This is a genomic window from Streptomyces jeddahensis (assembly GCF_001642995.1).
Lineage (GTDB): Bacteria > Actinomycetota > Actinomycetes > Streptomycetales > Streptomycetaceae > Streptomyces > Streptomyces jeddahensis.
Genome location: NZ_LOHS01000021.1, coordinates 1 through 18564 on the forward strand (window position 1 = coordinate 1; position 18564 = coordinate 18564).

Sequence of the window (18564 nt, forward strand, 5' to 3'; positions counted from 1 at the left end):
GTTGTGCCCACCCGTTCCGCCCTGCGGAACGATTGCCCACAACGGGAGCGGCGCGCCTGCCCACCGGCCGCGGGCGCACGGGGACGTCAGGGCCCGATATCAGGGTTCGTCCAGGGTCGGACCCGCTCCCGTCGTGCCTCATCCGCCGTCACCATGGACACATGACGGATCAGCATCCCGCCGCCTCCGACGCCGACCAGGGCTCCGCCGAGCCGGCGCCCCTGTCGACGTTCCGCCGGGACCGCCGGCACAAGATGCTGGGCGGGGTCTGCGCCGGTCTCGGCCGGCAGTGCGACGTGGACCCGGTGATCTTCCGGATCGGTCTGGCCGTCCTGGCGGTCACCGGCGGCCTGGGCCTCATCTTCTACGGCTTCGCCTGGCTGTTCGTACCGTTCGACGACGAGGAGGAGAACGAGGCCCGCAGGCTGCTGTCGGGCCGGATCGACGGCCCGACCCTGACGGCCGTGCTCTTCGCGCTCGTCGGCTGCGGACTCTTCCTGTCGATGCTGAACAACGGCGGGGTCCTGACCTTCGCCGCGGTCCTGGCGCTGCTCCTCGCCGGCGCCGGCTACTGGTCGGCGCAGCGCGGCACCGCCGAAGCCGACCCGCTCGCCGCTCAGGCTCCGGACGGGGGCACCGGGGGTGCCTCCCATGGGTTCGGCTACGGGGGAGCTCCGCCCGAGGCGCAGCCGCCCCCGGTCACCGACCCGATTCCGTCCTGGTGGCGCGATCCGATCGTCAAGGACGGCACGCACGTCGGCGGCACGGGCTACCTGTGGGGACCTCCGGATCTGCAGGGCTCCGCCGCCGCGCCCAGCACCTCACAGCCGGCGCGCGCGACCAGCACGTACGCGACAGCCCGCCCGCCACAGCCGAGCGGGCCGCGCGGTAACGGCTCGCACGGCCCGCGCTGGATCGGCGGCTGGGTGTTCCTGCTTGCACTGGCCGCGGCGGCCCTCGGCACCGGCCTGACCTGGGACGAGCACACCCTCGTCACCAGCCTCCAGACCGGTCTGGCGGCTGCGCTGACCGTGTTCGCGCTGGGCATCGCGATCAGCGCCTTCGCGGGCCGTACGGGGGTGGGCTCGATCCTGCTCGCGATCGTCACGGCGGGACTGCTGACGGCGTCGGCGGCTCTGCCGAAGGACGTCACCACGCAGTGGGCGCGCACGGAGTGGGCACCCGCCACGGCCGCCACGGTCCAGCCTGCGTACCAACTGGGCACGGGCGTCGGCACGCTCGACCTCAGCCGCGTGGACATCGGCGAGGGGAAGACCTTGACCACGCACGCGGAGGTCGGCGTGGGCCGCATCGAGGTCGTCGTCCCGCAGGACACCACGGTGAACCTGCACGTCGAAGTGGGCATCGGCGACATTCAGCTGCCGGGCGACGACCAGAAGGACGTGGACGTCGCCCCGGGCAAGGAGAGGAACGTGACGCTGGAGCCTCCGGCGGGCAGCGGCAAGGACGGCGGGACCGTCGACCTGCGGCTGCAAGTGGGCGTCGGACAGGCGGAGGTGGTCCGTGCTACGTCATGAGTTCCAGCCGGGGAAGCTGGTCGCGGGCGCATTCCTGCTGGCCGCGGGGGTCGCCTACCTCGGAGACGCCCGCGGGGCCTGGGAGACCCCGTGGTACGCGATCATCCCGATCGTGGTGGTCGGCCTGTTCCTCGCCGCCGTCACCACGGGCATGACCTACGCGGTACGCCGCAGCCGACGCAAGGCCCCCAGGCCCGGGCCCAGTCCCGCGGACGGGCCGCCTCCGCCCACCTGAGCGCCCCGCGCCCCTGAGCGGCCCCGGCTTCCCGGCTACGCGTACTCGGCGGGGGCGGCCTACGCGTACTCGGCGGGGCTACGCGTACTCGGCGGGGGCGGCCTACGCGTACTCGGAGCGTCGCCCGCGCCGCCCCCTGATGGCCGCATCCACCGACAGCACCGACGCGCCCGCGAGGACCAGCGGCAGCCAGGCCATCAGATACGCCAGGTCGTTGCCGTAGTAGAAGGGCTTCGTCGCCCAGCTCACCGTCAGCCAGAGGCTGAGAGAGATCAGGGCGCCGCCGAGCGCGGCGAGCCGGGTCAGGAAGCCGAACAGGGTGCCGATGCCGACGGCTACTTCGCCGAGGGCGATGGCGTATCCGAAGCCGACCGGGCTCTCGAGCGCCAGGTCGACGAGCGAGGGGATCGCGGAGACGTCGCGCACTCCGCGCATCATCTCGCCGACCGAGCCCGTCCCCGTCGCCGACATGAAGGCGCTGTCGGTGAGTTTGTCGATGCCCGCGTAGATGAAGGTGAATCCGAGAAAGATCCGCAACGGGACCAGCGCGTAGCGGGTCGCGGTGTCCCGCCAGTCGCTGCGATCTCCGTTGACATAGCTGATGTGACTGTCCGTGCGCATACCGTGCACCATCGCGCTGAGCCGCCTCTCCCACCCGGTCGCTTTAGTCTTCAACAGACTTCATACGTACGCCAAGAAGGCGTGGTTCACCAGGCATATGACGTATTCGTCGGCAGACCCAACAATTGCGCGGCATTTTCCAGCGGTTCGGCGGAATGTCCACAACTATTCGGCGGTATCACCGCGCCCGTACGCAGGCCGCGCACCCGGGCCGACGCGCTTCGCGCTCCGCGCCTCAGTCCACCACGTCGATCACACACGCGTTCGTTTCCACGCCCGCCGCCGTGATCACCCGGACCTCGACCCGGCCGGGCTCGACATCGACGGGCACCGGCACCGTCAGCACGGTGTCCGTGGGGTTGGTGAAGCCCCCGGGTACCGGGACGAGCGGCACATGGGCGTGCACCGTGCCGATCCGGACGACCATGCGCGCCAGCCGGTCCGCCGTGCCCGCCCCGGGCGGGACGAAACCGGCGCCGCGGATCTCGACGTCGTCGCCGGTACGGATGGGGGCATCGAGGTCGCCGGCCTCGCGGGCCCGTACGACCGAGAGGATCACCGGCCGCCCGCCTTCCGCGTACTTGCCGGCGAGATACGTCGCGGCCGACACCAGCACCAGCAGCGCGAGGCCCCACGGCAGATCGGGCAGCTGCTCGGGGCGGCGCGCAAGCCGTACCGCCGCGAAGACCAAGGCGACGGCGCTGACGAGGACGTACTGCGTGTCGGCGAAGCTGCCGCGGCCCGCGTCGTCGGTGAGCAGGTCGGCGGCCCGGGGCCGGTCCGCGCGCACCTTCTGCAGCCGCTGGCCCAGCACGCGCAGCGCCACGACACGGCGTACGAGGACGGCGACACCGCACACCACCGCGACGACGGTCACCACCCCGGCACCGCGGGCGAGGTCGAGCCCGGCGATCAGCTCGTCGCGCTCCCGGCGAGCGGAGGCGGCGGCGAGCTCGCCCGCGAGCACGAGCACGGCGTAGACGACGAACAGCACCCAGCAGGCGGCCACGGCCCGCGAGGTGGACAGCCGGTTGTCCTCGCCGATCACCGGCGCGAGCACTCCGCCGCGCGCCCGGTGTGCATAACCCGCGCCGCTCAGCAGGGCGGCCGCGACGAGGGCCGCGAGCAGCCCGGCCGTCCGTGCCGCGGACCACCCGGCGCCGATCGCCGTGAGCGCCTGCACCAGGAGCAGTACGGCGACGGCGGCCCAGACGACCACGAGGGTGCGTCGCCAGAGCCGCGCCAGCCATGCCTCTCCCTCGGCACGGCTGCGTTCGGCGACGAGGTCCGCGGACTGCGTCAGCTCGTCCGACACCCACTGCCGTGACGCGCCGGCCGAGTGCGCGACGGCCGCGGGCAGGCCCTGACCGGCGGCCAGCTCGTCACGCTTCGCGAGGAACGCCGCTACGGCACGACGGTGTCCTTCGCGCGCGCCGTGCGGGCAGTCACCGCATGCGCAGCCGCCCTCGTGCGAGCCCTGTCTCGCCTCCTGCACCGCCACGACCGCCGCCGCCTTCCCGCGCGCTTCCAAAATCCCGAATCCCACATCCCGAAGATCCCGTGGATCCTGCTTATTGGGTGTTGCTCCCGTTATGGGATTCTTGTCCGCCAAATCTGCCTGTCGTGCTGGGAATTGTGCCGCACCGCAAGCGTCGCTGTTCCCGCGGGTCAGGTCAGGGCGGGTGATGCCGGGAATGCTGTGTTGACCCGGCTGCGAGAATTTCGGTATGGCCGAGATCATCCAGCGGGACGGGGCATGGGCGTTCGACGGCGCCACCGTCCGGATCACACCCGGCCTCCACCGCTCCGTGTCGCTGTTCCGCCAGACGTACGGGGAGGTGGCGGTGCCGTTGGAAGCCGTGGCGGGCGTCGCCTTCGAGCCGGAACGCAAGCGCGGGCGACTGCGCATCCGGCTGCGCGAGGGTGCCGACCCTTTGCTGCAGGCCACCGGCGGCCGGCTGCCCGACGCCGCCGACCCCTACCGGCTGAGCGTCGACACGGACCGCGCAGGCGTCGCCGAGTACGTCGCGGAGGAGATCCGCCAGGCCCTGCTCCTTGAGCAGATACCGAAGGAACCCACGTCGTCGTATCTGCTGATGGGCCCGCCCGTCCCGGTGTCGGTGCGGTCCAGCGACGGCACGGTCTCGTTCGACGGCACACAGGTCCGTATCGACTGGAGCGACAGCTCGGACCGGGTGAAGCGGGCGACGGGACCGCGCATCATGGAGCTCGCCGATCTCGTCTCGGTCGAGTGGCTGCCCAACTCCGGGTACGAGGACGGGTTCCTCCGGTTCGTCACCAGGGAGACGGCGTTCTCCACACTGCCGCCGGAGAAGGACCCGTACGCCATGGACCTGTGGGGCAACGCTCGCCGGGACCTGCTGACGGCCCTGGTCGCGACCGCGGTCACGGCGCGGCTGCCGCACCCGTCCACCCACACCGGCGAGAACGCCGCCCGTCCCCTTCCGCGCCCGGCGGCCCCGCGCGACGACGCGCCGCCGCCCTCGGGGACCGGCCCCGTGGACCACGACGTCCTGCTGCGCCGCCTGCGCGAACTGGGCGCACTGCACCGCGAGGGCGTCCTGACGGACGAGGAGTTCGCCGCGACGAAACGGGCGGTGCTGCGCGGGTTCTGAGCAGTTAGCGCCCTGAAGGGGCGCGGGGCTGCATCGATATGCGGCTCCGCCGCGTGGGCGCGACCAGCCACGACGGCGCCGCAGCGAACTCCTACGACAGCAGATCGGGTCCCGTACTGCTGACGGCACGCCACAGCGGCTGGTAGTTGATCCACGCGACCAGATCGCCGCCGAGCTGGTCGCGGGTCGCCACCGCCTGCTTGTGGTCGATCAGCGTCGGCCGGCCCGCGGCCCGGGCGCTCAGCTGGACCTGGCAGCAGCGCTCCATCGAGATGAACCACCAGGCCGCCGCGTCGACCGAGTCGCCGACGGTCAGCAGGCCGTGGTTGCGCAGGATCACCGCCTTGCGCGGCCCGAGCGCCGACGCGATCCGGCGGCCCTCGTCCGCGTCCACGGCGACACCGCTGTAGTCGTCGTATAGGGCATGATCCTCGTAAAAGGCACACGCCTCCTGGGTGATGGGGTCGAGGAGTTCGCGCAGCGTGGACAGCGCGCGCCCGTACACCGAGTGGCAGTGCGCGACGGCGACCACGTCGGGGCGGGCGGCGTGCACCTGCGCGTGCACGGTGAACGCCGCCTGGTTGACGTGGTAGCGGCCCTCGACGACCTGACCCTCCGCGTTGGCCAGGACGAGGTCGCCGCTGGTGACGTGCTGGAACGGCACCCCGAAGGGGTTCACCCAGAAGCAGTCCGTGTACTCGGGGTCCCGCGCGGTGATATGTCCGGACACTCCGTCCTCGTACCCGAGACGCCCGAACACCCGCAGGGCCCCGGCGAGTCGTTCCTTGCGGTACCGCCGCTCGTCGGCGACCGACTCGTGCGCCGGTGGCATGGCGAACTGCAGATGATCGGTCGGTATGGGCACGGGCGCGTGCATGGGTCTGTCCTCCGGCCGTCGGTGTGCGGACCTGGTCGTCGTATGGGGCCGGAAGTTACCGCCGGTCACGGCAAGAGGACAGAGTCTTGAACAAAAAGCTGGCGGCCGGATCGGGGGGGCCGGGTCAGACCGGCCGCCGGGTGGCGGTCAGAGCTGGTCGATCTCGGTGAGGTCGATGTCGATGTCGAAGGGCACGGAGAGCTTGAGCCTGTCACGGAAAGGGCCAGTGGGCTGGTAGATGCGCCGCTCCTTGTCGAGCTCAAAGGTATGGACGACCGGGCGTTCATCCGTACCAGCCATCTCGACCCGCCAGAAGTAGGGGATCCCGGCATTGGCGTACTTGTGCGGCTTGGTGTCGGTGTCGCGGGACTCGGAATCCGGCGACACCACCTCGACTGCCAGCAGCACGTCCCTGACCTGGTAGTAGGTCTGCTGCGGGCTCCGCACCGACGTGGCGCGCACGACGGAGACATCCGGCTCCGGGCCGTTGCGCTTGTCGATCACTACGGTCATCTCGCGGCGGACCCTCAGCTCAGGGGGGACAGTGCGGCGCAGACCGCTCACCAGCAGGTCGATCACAATGCTGTGAAAGTTCCGCTGCGGGCTCACGAAGACCAGGCTCCCGTCGATCAGCTCAGTGTGCGGCGGGAGGTCAGGCAGGGTAAGAAGGTCGTCCACGGTGTAGCCATCTCGCGGTGGCACCGCCCAGTGGTGCGCGATCTCTGCGCTCATGAGTGCTCCCATGGACGTAAGTCTGGCCCGTGGGATCAGACTACCCACCGTGAACGACAACGCCGCCGCCCAAACGAATGGGCGACGGCGAAGTCGTTGACCCGTTCGGGAGTGCTACTCCCACTCGATCGTCCCCGGCGGCTTGCTCGTCACGTCGAGCACCACGCGGTTGACGTCCTTGACCTCGTTGGTGATGCGGGTCGAGATCCTGGCCAGTACGTCGTACGGCAGGCGCGACCAGTCGGCGGTCATGGCGTCCTCGGACGAGACGGGCCGCAGCACGATGGGGTGGCCGTAGGTGCGGCCGTCGCCCTGGACGCCGACGCTGCGGACGTCGGCGAGCAGCACGACCGGGCACTGCCAGATCTCGCGGTCCAGGCCCGCCGCGGTGAGCTCCTCGCGGGCGATGGCGTCGGCCTCGCGCAGCAGGTCCAAGCGCTCCTTGGTGACCTCGCCGACGATACGGATACCGAGGCCGGGGCCCGGGAAGGGCTGGCGGTGGACGATCTCGTCCGGCAGGCCCAGCTCGGCGCCGACCATCCGGACCTCGTCCTTGAACAGCTTGCGCAGCGGCTCGACGAGCTTGAACTCGAGGTCCTCCGGCAGGCCGCCCACGTTGTGGTGGGACTTGATGTTCGCGGTGCCGGTGCCGCCGCCGGACTCGACGACGTCCGGGTAGAGCGTGCCCTGCACCAGGAACTCGACCGGCTGGTCGTCGGGGGCCTCGGCGATGATCTCGGCCTGGGCCTGCTCGAAGACCCGGATGAACTCGCGGCCGATGATCTTCCGCTTCTCTTCCGGGTCGGAGACCCCGGCAAGCGCGTTGAGGAATCGCTCCTCCGCGTCGACGACCTTGAGCTGAACGCCCGTGGCCGCCACGAAGTCCTTCTCGACCTGCGCAGTCTCGTCCTTGCGCATCAGGCCGTGGTCGACGTACACACAGGTCAGCTGCGAGCCGATGGCCTTCTGCACGAGTGCGGCCGCGACCGCGGAGTCGACGCCGCCGGACAGACCGCAGATCGCGCGCTTGGTGCCGACCTGGGCGCGGATCGCCTCGACCTGCTCCTCGATGACGTTGCCCGTCGTCCACGTCGGCTGCAGGCCGGCGCCGCGGTAGAGGAAGTGCTCGAGGACCTGCTGGCCGTACGTGGAGTGCATCACCTCGGGGTGGTACTGCACGCCGTACAGCTTCTTCTCGTCGTTCTCGAAGGCCGCGACCGGTACGACGTCCGTGGACGCCGTGACCGTGAAGCCCTCGGGCGCGGCGGAGCAGGCGTCGCCGTGCGACATCCACACGGCCTGCTCGGACGGGGTGCCCTCGAAGAGGGTCGAGCCGGGGCGGGAGACGGTCAGCGACGTACGGCCGTACTCACGGGCACCCGTGTTGTCGACCACACCACCGAGCGAGGTCGCCATCAGCTGGAAGCCGTAGCACATGCCGAAGACGGGGACGCCGGCCTCGAACAGCGCCCGGTCGACCGTCGGCGCGCCCTCCTCGTACACCGACGAGGGGCCGCCGGAGAGGATGATCGCCGCGGGGTTCCTGGCGAGCATCTCCTCTACCGGCATGGTGCTCGGCACGATCTCGCTGTAGACGCGGGCCTCACGGACGCGGCGGGCGATGAGCTGGGCGTACTGCGCACCGAAGTCGACGACCAGGACGGTGTCGGGGGCGGCGGGGGACGCTGATGGCACGGCGGCGGCCTTCCGGCGTTGAGCAGGCGGATCTGCGTGAGCAGAGGGGTCAGGCATCAGCCCGGCCTGCGTCTGGCAGGGGGTCTGATATGTCGATTCTACCGGGGCGCGCACCCCGGTCTTCCGGCTCCGCTGGCCACCCGCTCGGCCTACGCCCTCGGTACGCCTTCGCTTACGCCTCGTCTCACCATCCGAACCCGCGTGGACGCTGCCCGCTGCGGGGACCATACTGATCGCATGCGCAAGCACCAGACCTTCGTCTTTACCTATGGCAACCGGCCCGCCGGCTGCCATGGTCGTGCTGCTTGAGCATCTGACAAGCGACTTCCAGGCGCCCCGGGCCGACAAGGCCCGGGGCGCTCTGTCGTTCACGGGCCCTGCCGCTCCGGGGCACCACCCCGACCGGGGCACCACCCCGACAAGGAGCAACCGAGATGACCACCACCTCCGCAGAGAAGACCGGCGCCCGCACCGACGAGGCCGCCGGCCTGATCGCCGGCGCCCGCGAGCGCATCGACGCGCTCGACGACAGGATCATCGGCCTGGTCCAGGAACGGATGGCCGTCTCGGCCGTGATCCAGGACGCCCGGATCGCCTCCGGCGGACGCCGCGTGAACCTCTCCCGCGAGATGGAGGTCCTCAGCCGCTACCGGGACGCGCTGGGCAAGCCCGGCACGTCGCTGGCGATGACGCTGCTCGAGCTGTGCCGGGGCCGCATCTGACGTGCCACGACGCACCTGGCGCTCGCAGACGTGTTCGCAGATGTGCACGAGCCGGCGGTCGGTACGAGCACAGGCGTACAGCCGCGCACACGTTCGCATCCGCTCTCACCCGTACGGCGCGTGACCCGGCTTTCGCGGGCTTCGTTGGTCCGGGTGTCCGTGCCAGCCAGGGGCGGCTCGTTGGAGAACCACGCGTGGCTCCGCTGGAGCGATGAGGCGTACGGATCGTGCTGTGCGTCGTGGGACCTCGCTCCAGAGATGTGACCGGACGGCAGGGGACAGCAGCCCGGTCAACAAAGGGCCGGTCGGCTCCGGGGACGCCCGGGCCGACCGGCCTCTGCTTCATCGGGAAGCAGCACTCAGCTGGTGAAGCGGTACTCAGCCGGTGGCGGTGCCGGCGACCTTCTCCAGCTTGGCGACCTGGGCCTCGACGACCTTCGCTGGAACCTCCGCCTTCTTGGGGTCGAGCATGTTCATCGCGTAGAAGGCCACGAGGGTCGAGCCGCTCCGGACGACGGTGAAGCCCATCGCCAGCGTGTCGCCGTCTATGTCTCCCGTGACCTTGTACGAGACGGCCTCGTCGCCCGCGTCAGGCGCGTCGAGCGCCTTGACGCCGCTGTACTTGTAGTCGGCGTGCTCGTAGTCGGTGCACTTCTCGGTGGCCGTGCGCAGCCCTGCCATGACCTTCTCGGCGTCGGCCTGCTCGTGCGCGAGGAGCGCGAGCGAGGTGACCGTGGCGTCGAGCTCGTCGGGGCCCGAGAGAGTACGGCCGGTGCGGGCCTTCGCCTTCGGCTGTGTCGTGAACATGAACATGTCCGCGAGCGGCTGGCACTCGGCCGGGTCGGCGGGCACGATGTCGGACGGCATGTCCGCACCGGACATCTTCTCGATCTTGTAGCCCTTGAGGTCGGTGCTGGTGACGACGGCCTTCTCCAGCTGCGCGGCGGTCAGCGCCTTGGCCCCGGCCTCCGCGGCCGCGGTCTCCTTCCCCTGAGAGCTCTCCTTCGGCGACGCCTTGGCTTCGCTCGCGCCGCTGTTCCCGCCGCACGCGGCGGTCATTCCCAGAGCGGCCACCACGGACGCGGCCACGAGGGCCCGCTTCGCAGCTGACTTCACGTCTCGTTCTCCACTTTCATGATCCACGGCCCGAAAGGCCGTCCGCACGGAAACCGAATCCGTCCGAGGAAGCGCCATCCAAGTCCGCAACAAGACCGTTTTGCCAGCGATTTACGTAACGATCCAAGATCACCGAAATGGTTGTACGGCCGTGGTCACGACCCCACAACGACCAGGCAAAGGACACGCGAACGACGCACGGACGCGGCAGGCGGACTCGTGCCCGCCGCCTGCCGCATCGCGAGTCCGCCCGCCGCCTCCCTTCAGGTACGGGTGACCGTCCCGCACTCTTCGTCGCGGTCGGCGCCGAGTTCACGACTGCGGTCGTAGGGGTCGACGGCGGAGCCGGTGGGTGCCTCGCCGTTGGGCGTGGCAGAGCGGAACTGCGGGTGCAGGAAGCCGTCGTACACGTCGCAGGCCGAGTTGCCGATCTCCTGATCGTAGCGGAGCACGGCCAGCTTGCCGGGAGTGACCTGGTACTTGGCCGGGTCGGACAGCTCCAGGTCGAGCACCCGGCGGATGATCGTGCGGGTGACCTCGGTCGATCCCTTCTCTGCACGCGTCACGGGATAGACGAAGGTGTAGTCGGCGTGCACCACCACCGAGGCGCGCTCGCCTTCCTTGAACGTCATGCGGCCGCGGGTTTTGACCACGTCGCCGACCAGGCGTACTTCGGCGGGGTCGAAGCGGCTGAACATCAGCAGCGGGTCGTGGTCCTCGTCCGGCTCGCGCAGCGCGGTGTCCAGCAGATCGTGCAAATCCTTCTGGAGGGGCTCGATGACGCCGAGCGCGGTCTCGGGGCGGTCGCCGCGCAGGGTCGCGGGATTCAGGTTCGCGTCCACGAGCAGCTTCTTGGTCTGTTTCAGCGCGAAGGCGACCTGAGCCTTGGTCAGGGAGCCGACGGGCTCGGCCTCGGGCAGGACGATGCCCTCGGCGCCGTCGGCGTACCGCTCGGCGGGGGAGCCGGCGAACGGCTGCGCGAGAGTGGGGGCGCCGGGAAAGTCCTCGTCCGAGGGAGCGGCGGTCGGCTGCGCGGTCTCCGGCGGGAGCGGCGTCGCCGGGGCGGCCGCGTCATCGGCTGCGAAGCCGAACGGGGCGCCGGGGAGCAGGGACGGCTTCATCGCCACCAGGGCCACCGCGAGCGCGACCGGAACGCCGATGACCGCCCAGACGCGCCGTCGCCGGGCAGCGCGCCGCTTCGTCTCGTGCCACGCCGGGCCGGTGCGCCAGCCCGGGGGCAGCTCACCGCGCGCGTCCTGCTGCCGCAGCCGCTCGGTGACCATACGGGCCCGCGCTGACGGCTCCTTCGGGGCCGAGGCGCGTATCTCGCTCTCGGTGTCCCGGATGAACTGCTCCCATACCTCGTCGGGCAGGGACGAGGACGACTCGGCGCCCGCTTCGGATCCGGATCCGGAGTCCCCGGATGGCTTCTTGTCAGCCACGGTGCTCAGTTCTCCTTCCGTTGGAGGTACGGCACCTTAGGGCAACCGCGCGGCCGCGGAACCGGAGGGAGGCCCAGGACGAGACGTGACGCAGGCCACATAAGAATTCCCTAAGAAGGGGCACAACCTTTCCCGTGGGCCACAGGTCACATGTGCGGAACCAACGGCCACATCCGCGTCCCCCCATGAGGCGGAGGCCTCCTCAACTTCGTACTGCGGTGCCGCAGTACGCCGGACTTCCCTGAGGTCTTCATGAAGCTTCGCCGTGCCATGGCCGCTGCAGCCGCGACGGCTGTCATAGCCCCGATCGCGCTGCTGTCGGCGCCTGCCGCGTTCGCGGACGACACCACGACCACGACGTCGGAGAGCAGCACCCCCGCAGCGGAGGCCAGCAGCCCGGCCGCCGACGCGAGCACCCCCGCAGCGGAGGCCAGCAGCCCGGCCGCCGACGCGAGCACCCCCGCAGCGAGCGAGAGCGCCCCCGCCACGGACGCGAGCAGCCCGGCCGCCTCGCCGACCGAGTCGGCGTCGCCGAGCGCGGCGCCGTCCGAGTGGCCCGAGGAGTGCCCCGTCGACGAGGACGGTGTCGACGTCGACTCGCAGCTGGCGCTGTCCGTCTCCGGTCTGCCCGGCAAGATCGTCGCGGGCAGCGGCTGGCACAAGTTCACGCTGACCGCCGCCAACAAGAGCGACAAGGCTCTCGGCACCGTCCAGTGGCTCGCCGCCGTGGACAACTTCTCGGACAGCGACGACGAGAAGGACTGGCTGAGCACCTACGCCCAGCTCGAGTACTTCAACCCGGAGACCAAGGCCTGGGAGTCGATCGCCGACGAGATCGGCAACGGCTGGTACTTCGGCGAGACGTCGCTGGGTGCCAAGGAGGTCGTCGACATCAAGCTGCGCGTGAACATCAGCGCGAAGGCCCCTGCCGGCGACGGCTTCACCATCGGCCTCGGCGGCTACGTGGACGAGGAGAAGAACTGCGTCCACAGCTCGTTCGCGTTCTACGAGTTCACCGTCCTCCCGGCCGGCAGCGACAACAAGAACCCGGGCGAGGCCAAGCCGGGCAAGGGCAAGAAGCCGTCCGGCGGCAAGGAGCCGCAGGGCGGTGCCGACGAGATCCCGGCCACCGGCAACCTCGCCGAGACCGGTTCCTCCTCGATGCTGCCGACCATCGCCCTCGTCGGCGGTGTCGCGGTCGTCGGCGGTGCCGGTGCGATCTTCGTCGTCCGCCGTCGTAAGAGCGAGGGCGCTGCCGCGTAAGGCACGGCCCAAGCCCGCACAGACGGAAAAGGACCCGCGCTCGGAGGGGAGCGCGGGTCCTTTTCGCATGGCGGGTCCTTCTCGCGTGGCGCGGCCACCGCCCCTGGGGGCGGGCGGCGGCTACGACCGCTTCGGGGGCACCGCCGGCATACCCAGGAACGGCAGCTTCAGCGCGCCGAACGCGTCCGCCGGGACGACCGGGGACTTCGGCGCGACGGGCGCAAGCCGCTGGTACGCGGCGCCCTGTGCCGGGCGCGTGTCCTCCTCGCCGTTGTTCGGCCAGAAGGACATGGCCCGTTCGGCCTGCGCCGTGATCGTCAGGGACGGGTTGACGCCGAGGTTCGCCGAGACCGCGGCGCCGTCGACGACCGAGATGCCCGGGTGGCCGTACACCCGGTGGTACGGGTCGATCACGCCCGTCTCGGGCGAGTCCCCGATCGGGCAGCCGCCCAGGAAGTGGGCCGTCAGCGGGGTGCCCATCAGCTCGCCGATGTTGGAGCCGGCGAAGCCGTTGATCTCGTCGGCGAGGAGGGTCGCGGCCTGCGTGGCCTCGGGGATCTGCTGCGGGTTCGGGGCGCCGTGGCCCTGGCGGGCGGTCAGCAGGCCCTTGCCGATGCCCTTCGGCTTGCGGTACGTCGTCAGGGAGTTGTCCAGCGACTGCATGACCAGGCCGATGATGGTCCGCTCCGACCAGCGCCGGTTGGAGAGCTGGCGCACGGCGAGCCACGGGTGGCGGGCGATGTTCGCCAGCCAGGCCCTCACGCGCGCGCCCGGGCGGTAGGGCACCTGCAGCGTCGTCAGGCCGCCCATCGCGTTCGAGCCCTTGCCGTAGCGGACGGGCTCGATGTGCGTGCTGTCGTTCGGATGGATCGAGGACGTGATCGCCACGCCCTTGGTGAAGTCGACCTTCGCGGCACCGTGCTTCTTGCGGTAGCGGCGGTTGTCGGTCTGCGCGCCCACCAGGGCCTCGGAGTTGGTACGGGTCAGGGTGCCGAGCCGGTCGGAGAGGTGCGGCAGCTGCCCGCCGTCCTTCATGCGGTGCAGGAGCGTCTGCGTGCCGTACGTACCGGCCGCGATGACGACCCGGCGAGCCCGGTACGTCCGTCCCTTGCCCTTGCGCCTGTTGTCGGTGGGCAGCGTGGTGATGGCGAAGCCGCCCGCCGAGTCCTCGGTGACGGCGACGACCGTCGTCATGGGGTGGACGACCGCGCCCGCCTTCTCCGCGAGGTAGAGGTAGTTCTCGTTGAGGGTGTTCTTCGCGCCGTGGCGGCAGCCCGTCATGCACTCGCCGCACTCGGTGCAGGCGTTGCGGGACGGTCCGACGCCGCCGAAGTACGGGTCCGCCACCTCCGTCCCCGGCCCCGCCTTCACCGCCTCCGAGCCGTCGGCATCTTTCCCGTCACCGAAGAAGACACCGACCGGCGCCATGTGGAAGGAGTCCCCGACGCCCATCGCCTCCGCGGTCGCCTTCAGATGCACGTCCGAGGGCGTCATCGTCGGGTTGAGCCGCACACCGAGCATCCGCTCGGCCTGGTCGTAGTACGGCTTCAGCTCCTCCTGCCAGTCCGTGATGTCCTTCCACTGCGGGTCGTTGAAGAAGGGGGCAGGCGGTACGTAGAGGGTGTTCGCGTAGTTCAGCGAGCCGCCGCCGACGCCCGCGCCCGCCAGGACCATGACATTCCCGAGCAGATGGATGCGCTGGATGCCGTAGAGGCCGAGGGCCGGGGCCCACAGGTAGTTCTTGAGGTCCCAGGAGTTGCGCGGCAGGGTCTCGCGCGTGAAGCGGCGGCCCGCCTCCAGGACGCCGACGCGGTACCCCTTCTCGGTCAGCCGCAGCGCGGACACCGAGCCGCCGAAGCCCGATCCGACGACGATGACGTCGTAGTCGTACGGGTCGTCGTGGCCGTCGTCGCCCGGGATTCGGGCAGACTCCTCCTGTGACACTGGCTCTCCTCGTCGAGAACTGCTGAGAACGGGTGATTGAGAACGGGGTGGCGGCTAGCGCAGGCGCAGCGCCTTCATCACCCGCAGGCTCCGGCTCATGAACGCCGCGTACTTCTCGTCGTCCATGCCGAACGCGGGCGCCATCGGCATGATCCGCTGGTGGGCGACGGTCTGGGCCTCCGTGTACTTGAGGATGCCCTCGGAGCCGTGGCGGCGGCCGATGCCGGAGTCCTTCATGCCACCCATCGGGGACTGGACGCTGCCGTACGCGGCGGCGTACGCCTCATTGACGTTGACCGTGCCGGTATGCAGCCGGGCCGCGATGGCGCGGCCTCGCCGCCCGTCCTTCGTCCACACGGACGAGTTCAGGCCGTACGCCGTGGAGTTGGCGCGCTCGACCGCCTCGTCCTCGTCCTTGAAGCGGTAGATCGAGACGACCGGGCCGAAGGTCTCCTCGTGGCACACCGCCATCGCGTCCTCGACGCCGTCGAGGATGGTGGGCTCGTAGAAGTACGGGCCGATGTCGGGGCGTGCGACCCCGCCCGCCACGACCTTGGCGCCCTTTTCGACCGCCTCGTCGACATGCCGCTGCACCGTCTCCAGCTGGCGCTCGCCGGCCAGCGAGCCCATGTCCGCGCCGTACGCGAGAGCGCTGCCGAGCCGCATCGCCCGGGTCCGCTGCGCGAACCGCTCCAGGAAGGCGTCGGCGATCGACTCGTGGACGTACAACCGCTCGATAGAGATGCAGAGTTGGCCCGCGGTCGAGAAGCAGCCGCGCACCGCGCCCGCCGCGGCCTTGTCGATGTCCGCGTCCTCGAGGACCACCATGGCGTTCTTGCCGCCGAGTTCGAGCGACACCCCGACGAGCCGGGCCGCCGCGCCCTGCGCGACCTCGCGCCCGGTGCGGGTCGAGCCGGTGAAGGAGACGTAGTCGGCGTGCCGGACCACCTCCGGTCCCACGACCGGGCCCTCGCCGATGACGACCTGGAAGACCTCGGCGGGCAGCCCCGCCTCGATCAGCAGGTCGCGCGCCCACAGCGCGGTGAGGGCGGTCTCGGTGTCGGGCTTCATCACCACCGCGTTGCCCGCGACGAAGGCGGGCAGCGCGTCGCCGACCGACAGTTCCAGGGGGTAGTTCCAGGGGACGATCTGGCCGACGACACCGCGCGGGTGGCGCAGTTCGGTGACCTTGGTGAGGGTCGGCACGGCGCCGGTGTGCCGCTTGGGGCGCAGATACGCGGGCGCCTTGCGGCCGTAGTGACGGGCGACCACGGCGACGGCCTGCACCTCCTCGTGCGCGTGCATGCGGGCCTTGCCGGTCTCCAGCTGGATGAGGTCGAGGATCTCGGCCTGGCGAGCGAGCAGCAGGTCGTGGTAGCGGAGCAGGACGGCGGCGCGCTGCCGTACCGGCGTCGCGGCCCACACCGACTGGGCGGCCCGGGCCCTCTCGAAGGCGGTCGCGACGTCCTCGGACGTGGACTCGGGCAGATCGGCCAGCTTCTCGCCGGTGAACGGCGTGTGGTTGGCCGTGCGTCCGGAGCCGGCCACGCCGCGCGTGAGCTGCACGACCAGCTCGGGCGTGACCACGTCGGCCACCGTGCGCACGCCCGCCGGGGCGGGGGCGAGGGGGTTCGTACCGACCGTGGCGCCGGTCTTGTCCGGGGTGGCCCCCGGCGTGGAGGCGGCTTCGGTGGCCTGCGAGTCCGTCATGGGCGTGAGCGTAGGGCCACGCCAGGCTTTTGGGTACCCGTCGGTAATGGCTTTCACGGACTGCGCACAAGGAGCCAGCGACCGCTGGCGACGAATGTCCTGAACAGGGGTTACCCGGGGTTATGGGAGCCGGATATGCCCGACCCCGCACGATCCCGTCGCGACCCCGCGCGACGGGGGCGATCCCGCACGGCCGCACGGGATCGCGCGGACCACCCGTCCGATCAGAGCTTCTCGATCTTCAGGTTCTCGATGGCCGCCTTGGCGACTTCCCGGCCGCGCTCCGTGAAGTCGCCCTTGCCCGGATAGTCGATCCAGAGTTTGTACAGGTCGCCGGACTTGGTCTTGTAGTAGAAGACCCTGGCCTCGCGCGGGCGCGGGGTGTCCGAGTCGGTCTGGTCGTCGACGTAGGTGACGGTGTTCTCGGCCGCCTTCTCCTTCTCGTACGAGGTCTCCTTGGTGCTCCCCTTCGGCGCGGGCTTGTCCGCCATGAAGGAGAAAACGCCGTCCTCCGTGTCCTCCATGGAGTCCATGTCGTCGTACGCCTCCGAGGCCGCGGAGCCCGCGATCTCGTCGAGGCTGTCCTCGGACTTCTTGTAGAGGGTCAGAGCGATGGAGAGCGAGTAGCTCGGGTCGGTGTAGGTGACCCAGTGCTCCTTGTCGTTCGTGCCGTCAGGCTCGGACCTCACGTAGTCCGCGGGCACCGCCAGCGTCGCACCGAGGGCCTTCTCCTCGCGCGTCTTCCACCCCTCCGGCAGCGGCCCCGCGAAGGGGTTCGCGATCACCAGATACGCCGTCACGGCGGCGGCCACGACTGCGGCCCCGAGGCCAAGCCACGCCGTACGGCCGAGCCTGATGTGCGTGCCGCCCGGCCCGCCGCCGATCTGGACGACCTGCGTCGGCTGGAGCTGGGGCTGGGGCGGCTGTGCGGCCTGCTCAAGCAGGTGGCGGATCCGGGCGGCACCGGGCCGGTGCGCGGGGTCCTTCTGGAGCAGGCCGTTGATCGCCTCGGCCAGCGGGCCCTGCGCGGAGGCGGGCGCCGCGGGCGTGGCGTTGAGCACCGCCTGCAGCGTCGAGGGCGTGTTGGTGCGGCGGAACGGCGACACGCCCTCCGTCGCCGCGTACAGGACGACACCCAGCGACCAGAGGTCGGAGGCCGGCCCCGGGCGCTGGCCCAGCACCCGCTCGGGGGCGATGAACTCGGGTGAGCCGACGAAGTTCCCGGTGTCCGTCAGGCTGGTCTCGCCCTCGATCTGGGCGATGCCGAAGTCGGTGAGGACGACCCGTCCGTGCCGGCCGAGCATGACGTTGTCCGGCTTGACGTCGCGGTGCAGGATGCCCGCCTGGTGGGCCGCCTCGAGCGCGCCGAGGACCTCAAGGCCTATACGGGCGGCCTCGCGCGCGCCCAGGGTGCCCTCCTTGAGCGCGTCGCCCAGCGAGCGGCCCTGCACGAACTCCATGACGATCCACGGCCGTCCGTCCTCGACGGCCACGTCGTGCACGCTGACGACCGCCGGGTGATCGAGCCGGGCCGCGGCCCGGGCCTCGCGCCGCATGCGCTCGAACGCGTTGGCGCGCTCCCGCTCGGGCAGGTGCTCGGGAAGCCGGGGCTCCTTGACCGCCACCTCGCGGTCGACGGTCTCGTCCTTCGCCCGCCATACGGTGCCCATGCCGCCGTGGCCGAGTTTGGACAGCAGCCGGTAGCGGCCGGCTATCAGACGGCCGGCGCCCGGGTCCGGCTGCGCCTGCGGCCGAGAGGGCTGCTGGTCATGCGGCGGCTGCGGCGCGAACTGGGTGGGAGTGGCATACGGCGACGCGGGCGGCTGCTGCGCGTACGGGTTGTCCTGCGGGGGCTGCGGAGCCTGGGCGTACGGGGGGTTCTGCGGGTTGTGCTGCGGGGGCTGCAGACCGTAGCTCGTCGGCTCGTTCGGCTGCCCCTGTTGTCCCCCTTGGTTCATCATGGCCACATCTTTGCGAAGCGGAGCGACGCATTACCACCTGGGGTCGAGTTCGGATGCAGCACCGTGACAAAG

15 protein-coding genes are annotated in these 18564 nt (G+C 70.7%); 5 read left to right on the top strand and 10 right to left on the bottom strand.

Annotated elements, in window-relative coordinates:
- The first annotated feature begins 161 nt into the window (after nt 1-161).
- Nucleotides 162-1538, top strand: a complete 1377-nt coding sequence (locus tag STSP_RS01535) for a PspC domain-containing protein (RefSeq protein ID WP_078066800.1) — start codon at nt 162-164, stop codon at nt 1536-1538.
- On the top strand, nt 1525-1773 hold the full coding sequence (locus STSP_RS01540) for a hypothetical protein (RefSeq protein ID WP_067270953.1): 249 nt from the start codon (nt 1525-1527) through the stop codon (nt 1771-1773). Before STSP_RS01535 ends, STSP_RS01540 begins: the two co-directional genes overlap by 14 nt.
- A gap of 102 nt (nt 1774-1875) precedes the next feature.
- Here STSP_RS01540 and STSP_RS01545 read toward each other — a convergent pair whose 3' ends face one another.
- Complete coding sequence (locus STSP_RS01545) at nt 1876-2406, bottom strand: DoxX family protein (RefSeq protein WP_067270955.1); 531 nt, start codon at nt 2404-2406, stop codon at nt 1876-1878.
- Between the two features lie 223 nt (nt 2407-2629).
- On the bottom strand, nt 2630-3895 hold the full coding sequence (locus tag STSP_RS01550) for a hypothetical protein (RefSeq protein ID WP_067271068.1): 1266 nt from the start codon (nt 3893-3895) through the stop codon (nt 2630-2632).
- Nucleotides 3896-4121: 226 nt separating this feature from the next.
- Between STSP_RS01550 and STSP_RS01555 the strand changes: the two genes are divergently transcribed.
- Nucleotides 4122-5030: a DUF4429 domain-containing protein gene (locus tag STSP_RS01555; protein WP_067270956.1), complete on the top strand. Its 909-nt coding sequence runs from the start codon at nt 4122-4124 to the stop codon at nt 5028-5030.
- A 91-nt stretch (nt 5031-5121) separates the two neighbouring features.
- Here STSP_RS01555 and STSP_RS01560 read toward each other — a convergent pair whose 3' ends face one another.
- The 3 genes from STSP_RS01560 to guaA all read right to left on the bottom strand — a co-directional run bounded on the left by STSP_RS01560 (nt 5122) and on the right by guaA (nt 8334).
- Nucleotides 5122-5907: a class II aldolase/adducin family protein gene (locus tag STSP_RS01560; RefSeq protein WP_067270958.1), complete on the bottom strand. Its 786-nt coding sequence runs from the start codon at nt 5905-5907 to the stop codon at nt 5122-5124.
- 147 nt (nt 5908-6054) lie between these two features.
- Nucleotides 6055-6639 carry a Uma2 family endonuclease gene (locus tag STSP_RS01565; RefSeq protein WP_067270960.1) on the bottom strand — a complete coding sequence of 195 codons (585 nt, stop codon included), beginning with the start codon at nt 6637-6639 and terminating at the stop codon, nt 6055-6057.
- A 114-nt stretch (nt 6640-6753) separates the two neighbouring features.
- Nucleotides 6754-8334: a glutamine-hydrolyzing GMP synthase gene (gene guaA / locus STSP_RS01570; RefSeq protein WP_067270962.1), complete on the bottom strand. Its 1581-nt coding sequence runs from the start codon at nt 8332-8334 to the stop codon at nt 6754-6756.
- A 434-nt stretch (nt 8335-8768) separates the two neighbouring features.
- Between guaA and STSP_RS01575 the strand changes: the two genes are divergently transcribed.
- A complete protein-coding gene (locus tag STSP_RS01575; RefSeq protein WP_067270963.1) occupies nt 8769-9056 on the top strand; it encodes a chorismate mutase in 288 nt (95 codons plus the stop codon).
- A 378-nt stretch (nt 9057-9434) separates the two neighbouring features.
- Here the strand turns inward: STSP_RS01575 and STSP_RS01580 are convergent, their stop codons facing one another.
- Both STSP_RS01580 and STSP_RS01585 read right to left on the bottom strand, forming a co-directional pair.
- A complete protein-coding gene (locus tag STSP_RS01580; RefSeq protein WP_232789485.1) occupies nt 9435-10172 on the bottom strand; it encodes a hypothetical protein in 738 nt (245 codons plus the stop codon).
- Nucleotides 10173-10435: 263 nt separating this feature from the next.
- Nucleotides 10436-11614: a hypothetical protein gene (locus STSP_RS01585; protein WP_408646223.1), complete on the bottom strand. Its 1179-nt coding sequence runs from the start codon at nt 11612-11614 to the stop codon at nt 10436-10438.
- A 252-nt stretch (nt 11615-11866) separates the two neighbouring features.
- Here STSP_RS01585 and STSP_RS38110 point away from each other — a divergent pair, with 252 nt between their 5' ends.
- Nucleotides 11867-12877, top strand: coding sequence for an LAETG motif-containing sortase-dependent surface protein (locus tag STSP_RS38110; RefSeq protein ID WP_067270967.1), 1011 nt, complete (start codon nt 11867-11869; stop codon nt 12875-12877).
- Nucleotides 12878-12997: 120 nt separating this feature from the next.
- Here the strand turns inward: STSP_RS38110 and STSP_RS01595 are convergent, their stop codons facing one another.
- From STSP_RS01595 to STSP_RS01605, 3 genes are all read right to left on the bottom strand, one after another.
- Nucleotides 12998-14821, bottom strand: a complete 1824-nt coding sequence (locus tag STSP_RS01595; RefSeq protein WP_067270970.1) for a GMC oxidoreductase — start codon at nt 14819-14821, stop codon at nt 12998-13000.
- 54 nt (nt 14822-14875) lie between these two features.
- Complete coding sequence (locus STSP_RS01600) at nt 14876-16531, bottom strand: succinic semialdehyde dehydrogenase (RefSeq protein WP_067270971.1); 1656 nt, start codon at nt 16529-16531, stop codon at nt 14876-14878.
- A 224-nt stretch (nt 16532-16755) separates the two neighbouring features.
- Nucleotides 16756-18492, bottom strand: a complete 1737-nt coding sequence (locus tag STSP_RS01605) for a serine/threonine-protein kinase (protein ID WP_067270974.1) — start codon at nt 18490-18492, stop codon at nt 16756-16758.
- Nucleotides 18493-18564: the final 72 nt, after the last annotated feature.

Bases quoted from the DNA above. Each gene is read 5' to 3' on its own strand.
- STSP_RS01545 (WP_067270955.1), bottom strand. From the start codon at position 2,406: ATGGTGCACGGTATGCGCACGGACAGTCACATCAGCTATGTCAACGGA.
- STSP_RS01565 (WP_067270960.1), bottom strand. From the start codon at position 6,639: ATGAGCGCAGAGATCGCGCACCACTGGGCGGTGCCACCGCGAGATGGC.
- STSP_RS01575 (WP_067270963.1), top strand. From the start codon at position 8,769: ATGACCACCACCTCCGCAGAGAAGACCGGCGCCCGCACCGACGAGGCC.
- STSP_RS01555 (WP_067270956.1), top strand. From the start codon at position 4,122: ATGGCCGAGATCATCCAGCGGGACGGGGCATGGGCGTTCGACGGCGCC.
- STSP_RS01560 (WP_067270958.1), bottom strand. From the start codon at position 5,907: ATGCACGCGCCCGTGCCCATACCGACCGATCATCTGCAGTTCGCCATG.
- STSP_RS38110 (WP_067270967.1), top strand. From the start codon at position 11,867: ATGAAGCTTCGCCGTGCCATGGCCGCTGCAGCCGCGACGGCTGTCATA.
- STSP_RS01535 (WP_078066800.1), top strand. From the start codon at position 162: ATGACGGATCAGCATCCCGCCGCCTCCGACGCCGACCAGGGCTCCGCC.
- STSP_RS01605 (WP_067270974.1), bottom strand. From the start codon at position 18,492: ATGATGAACCAAGGGGGACAACAGGGGCAGCCGAACGAGCCGACGAGC.
- STSP_RS01600 (WP_067270971.1), bottom strand. From the start codon at position 16,531: ATGACGGACTCGCAGGCCACCGAAGCCGCCTCCACGCCGGGGGCCACC.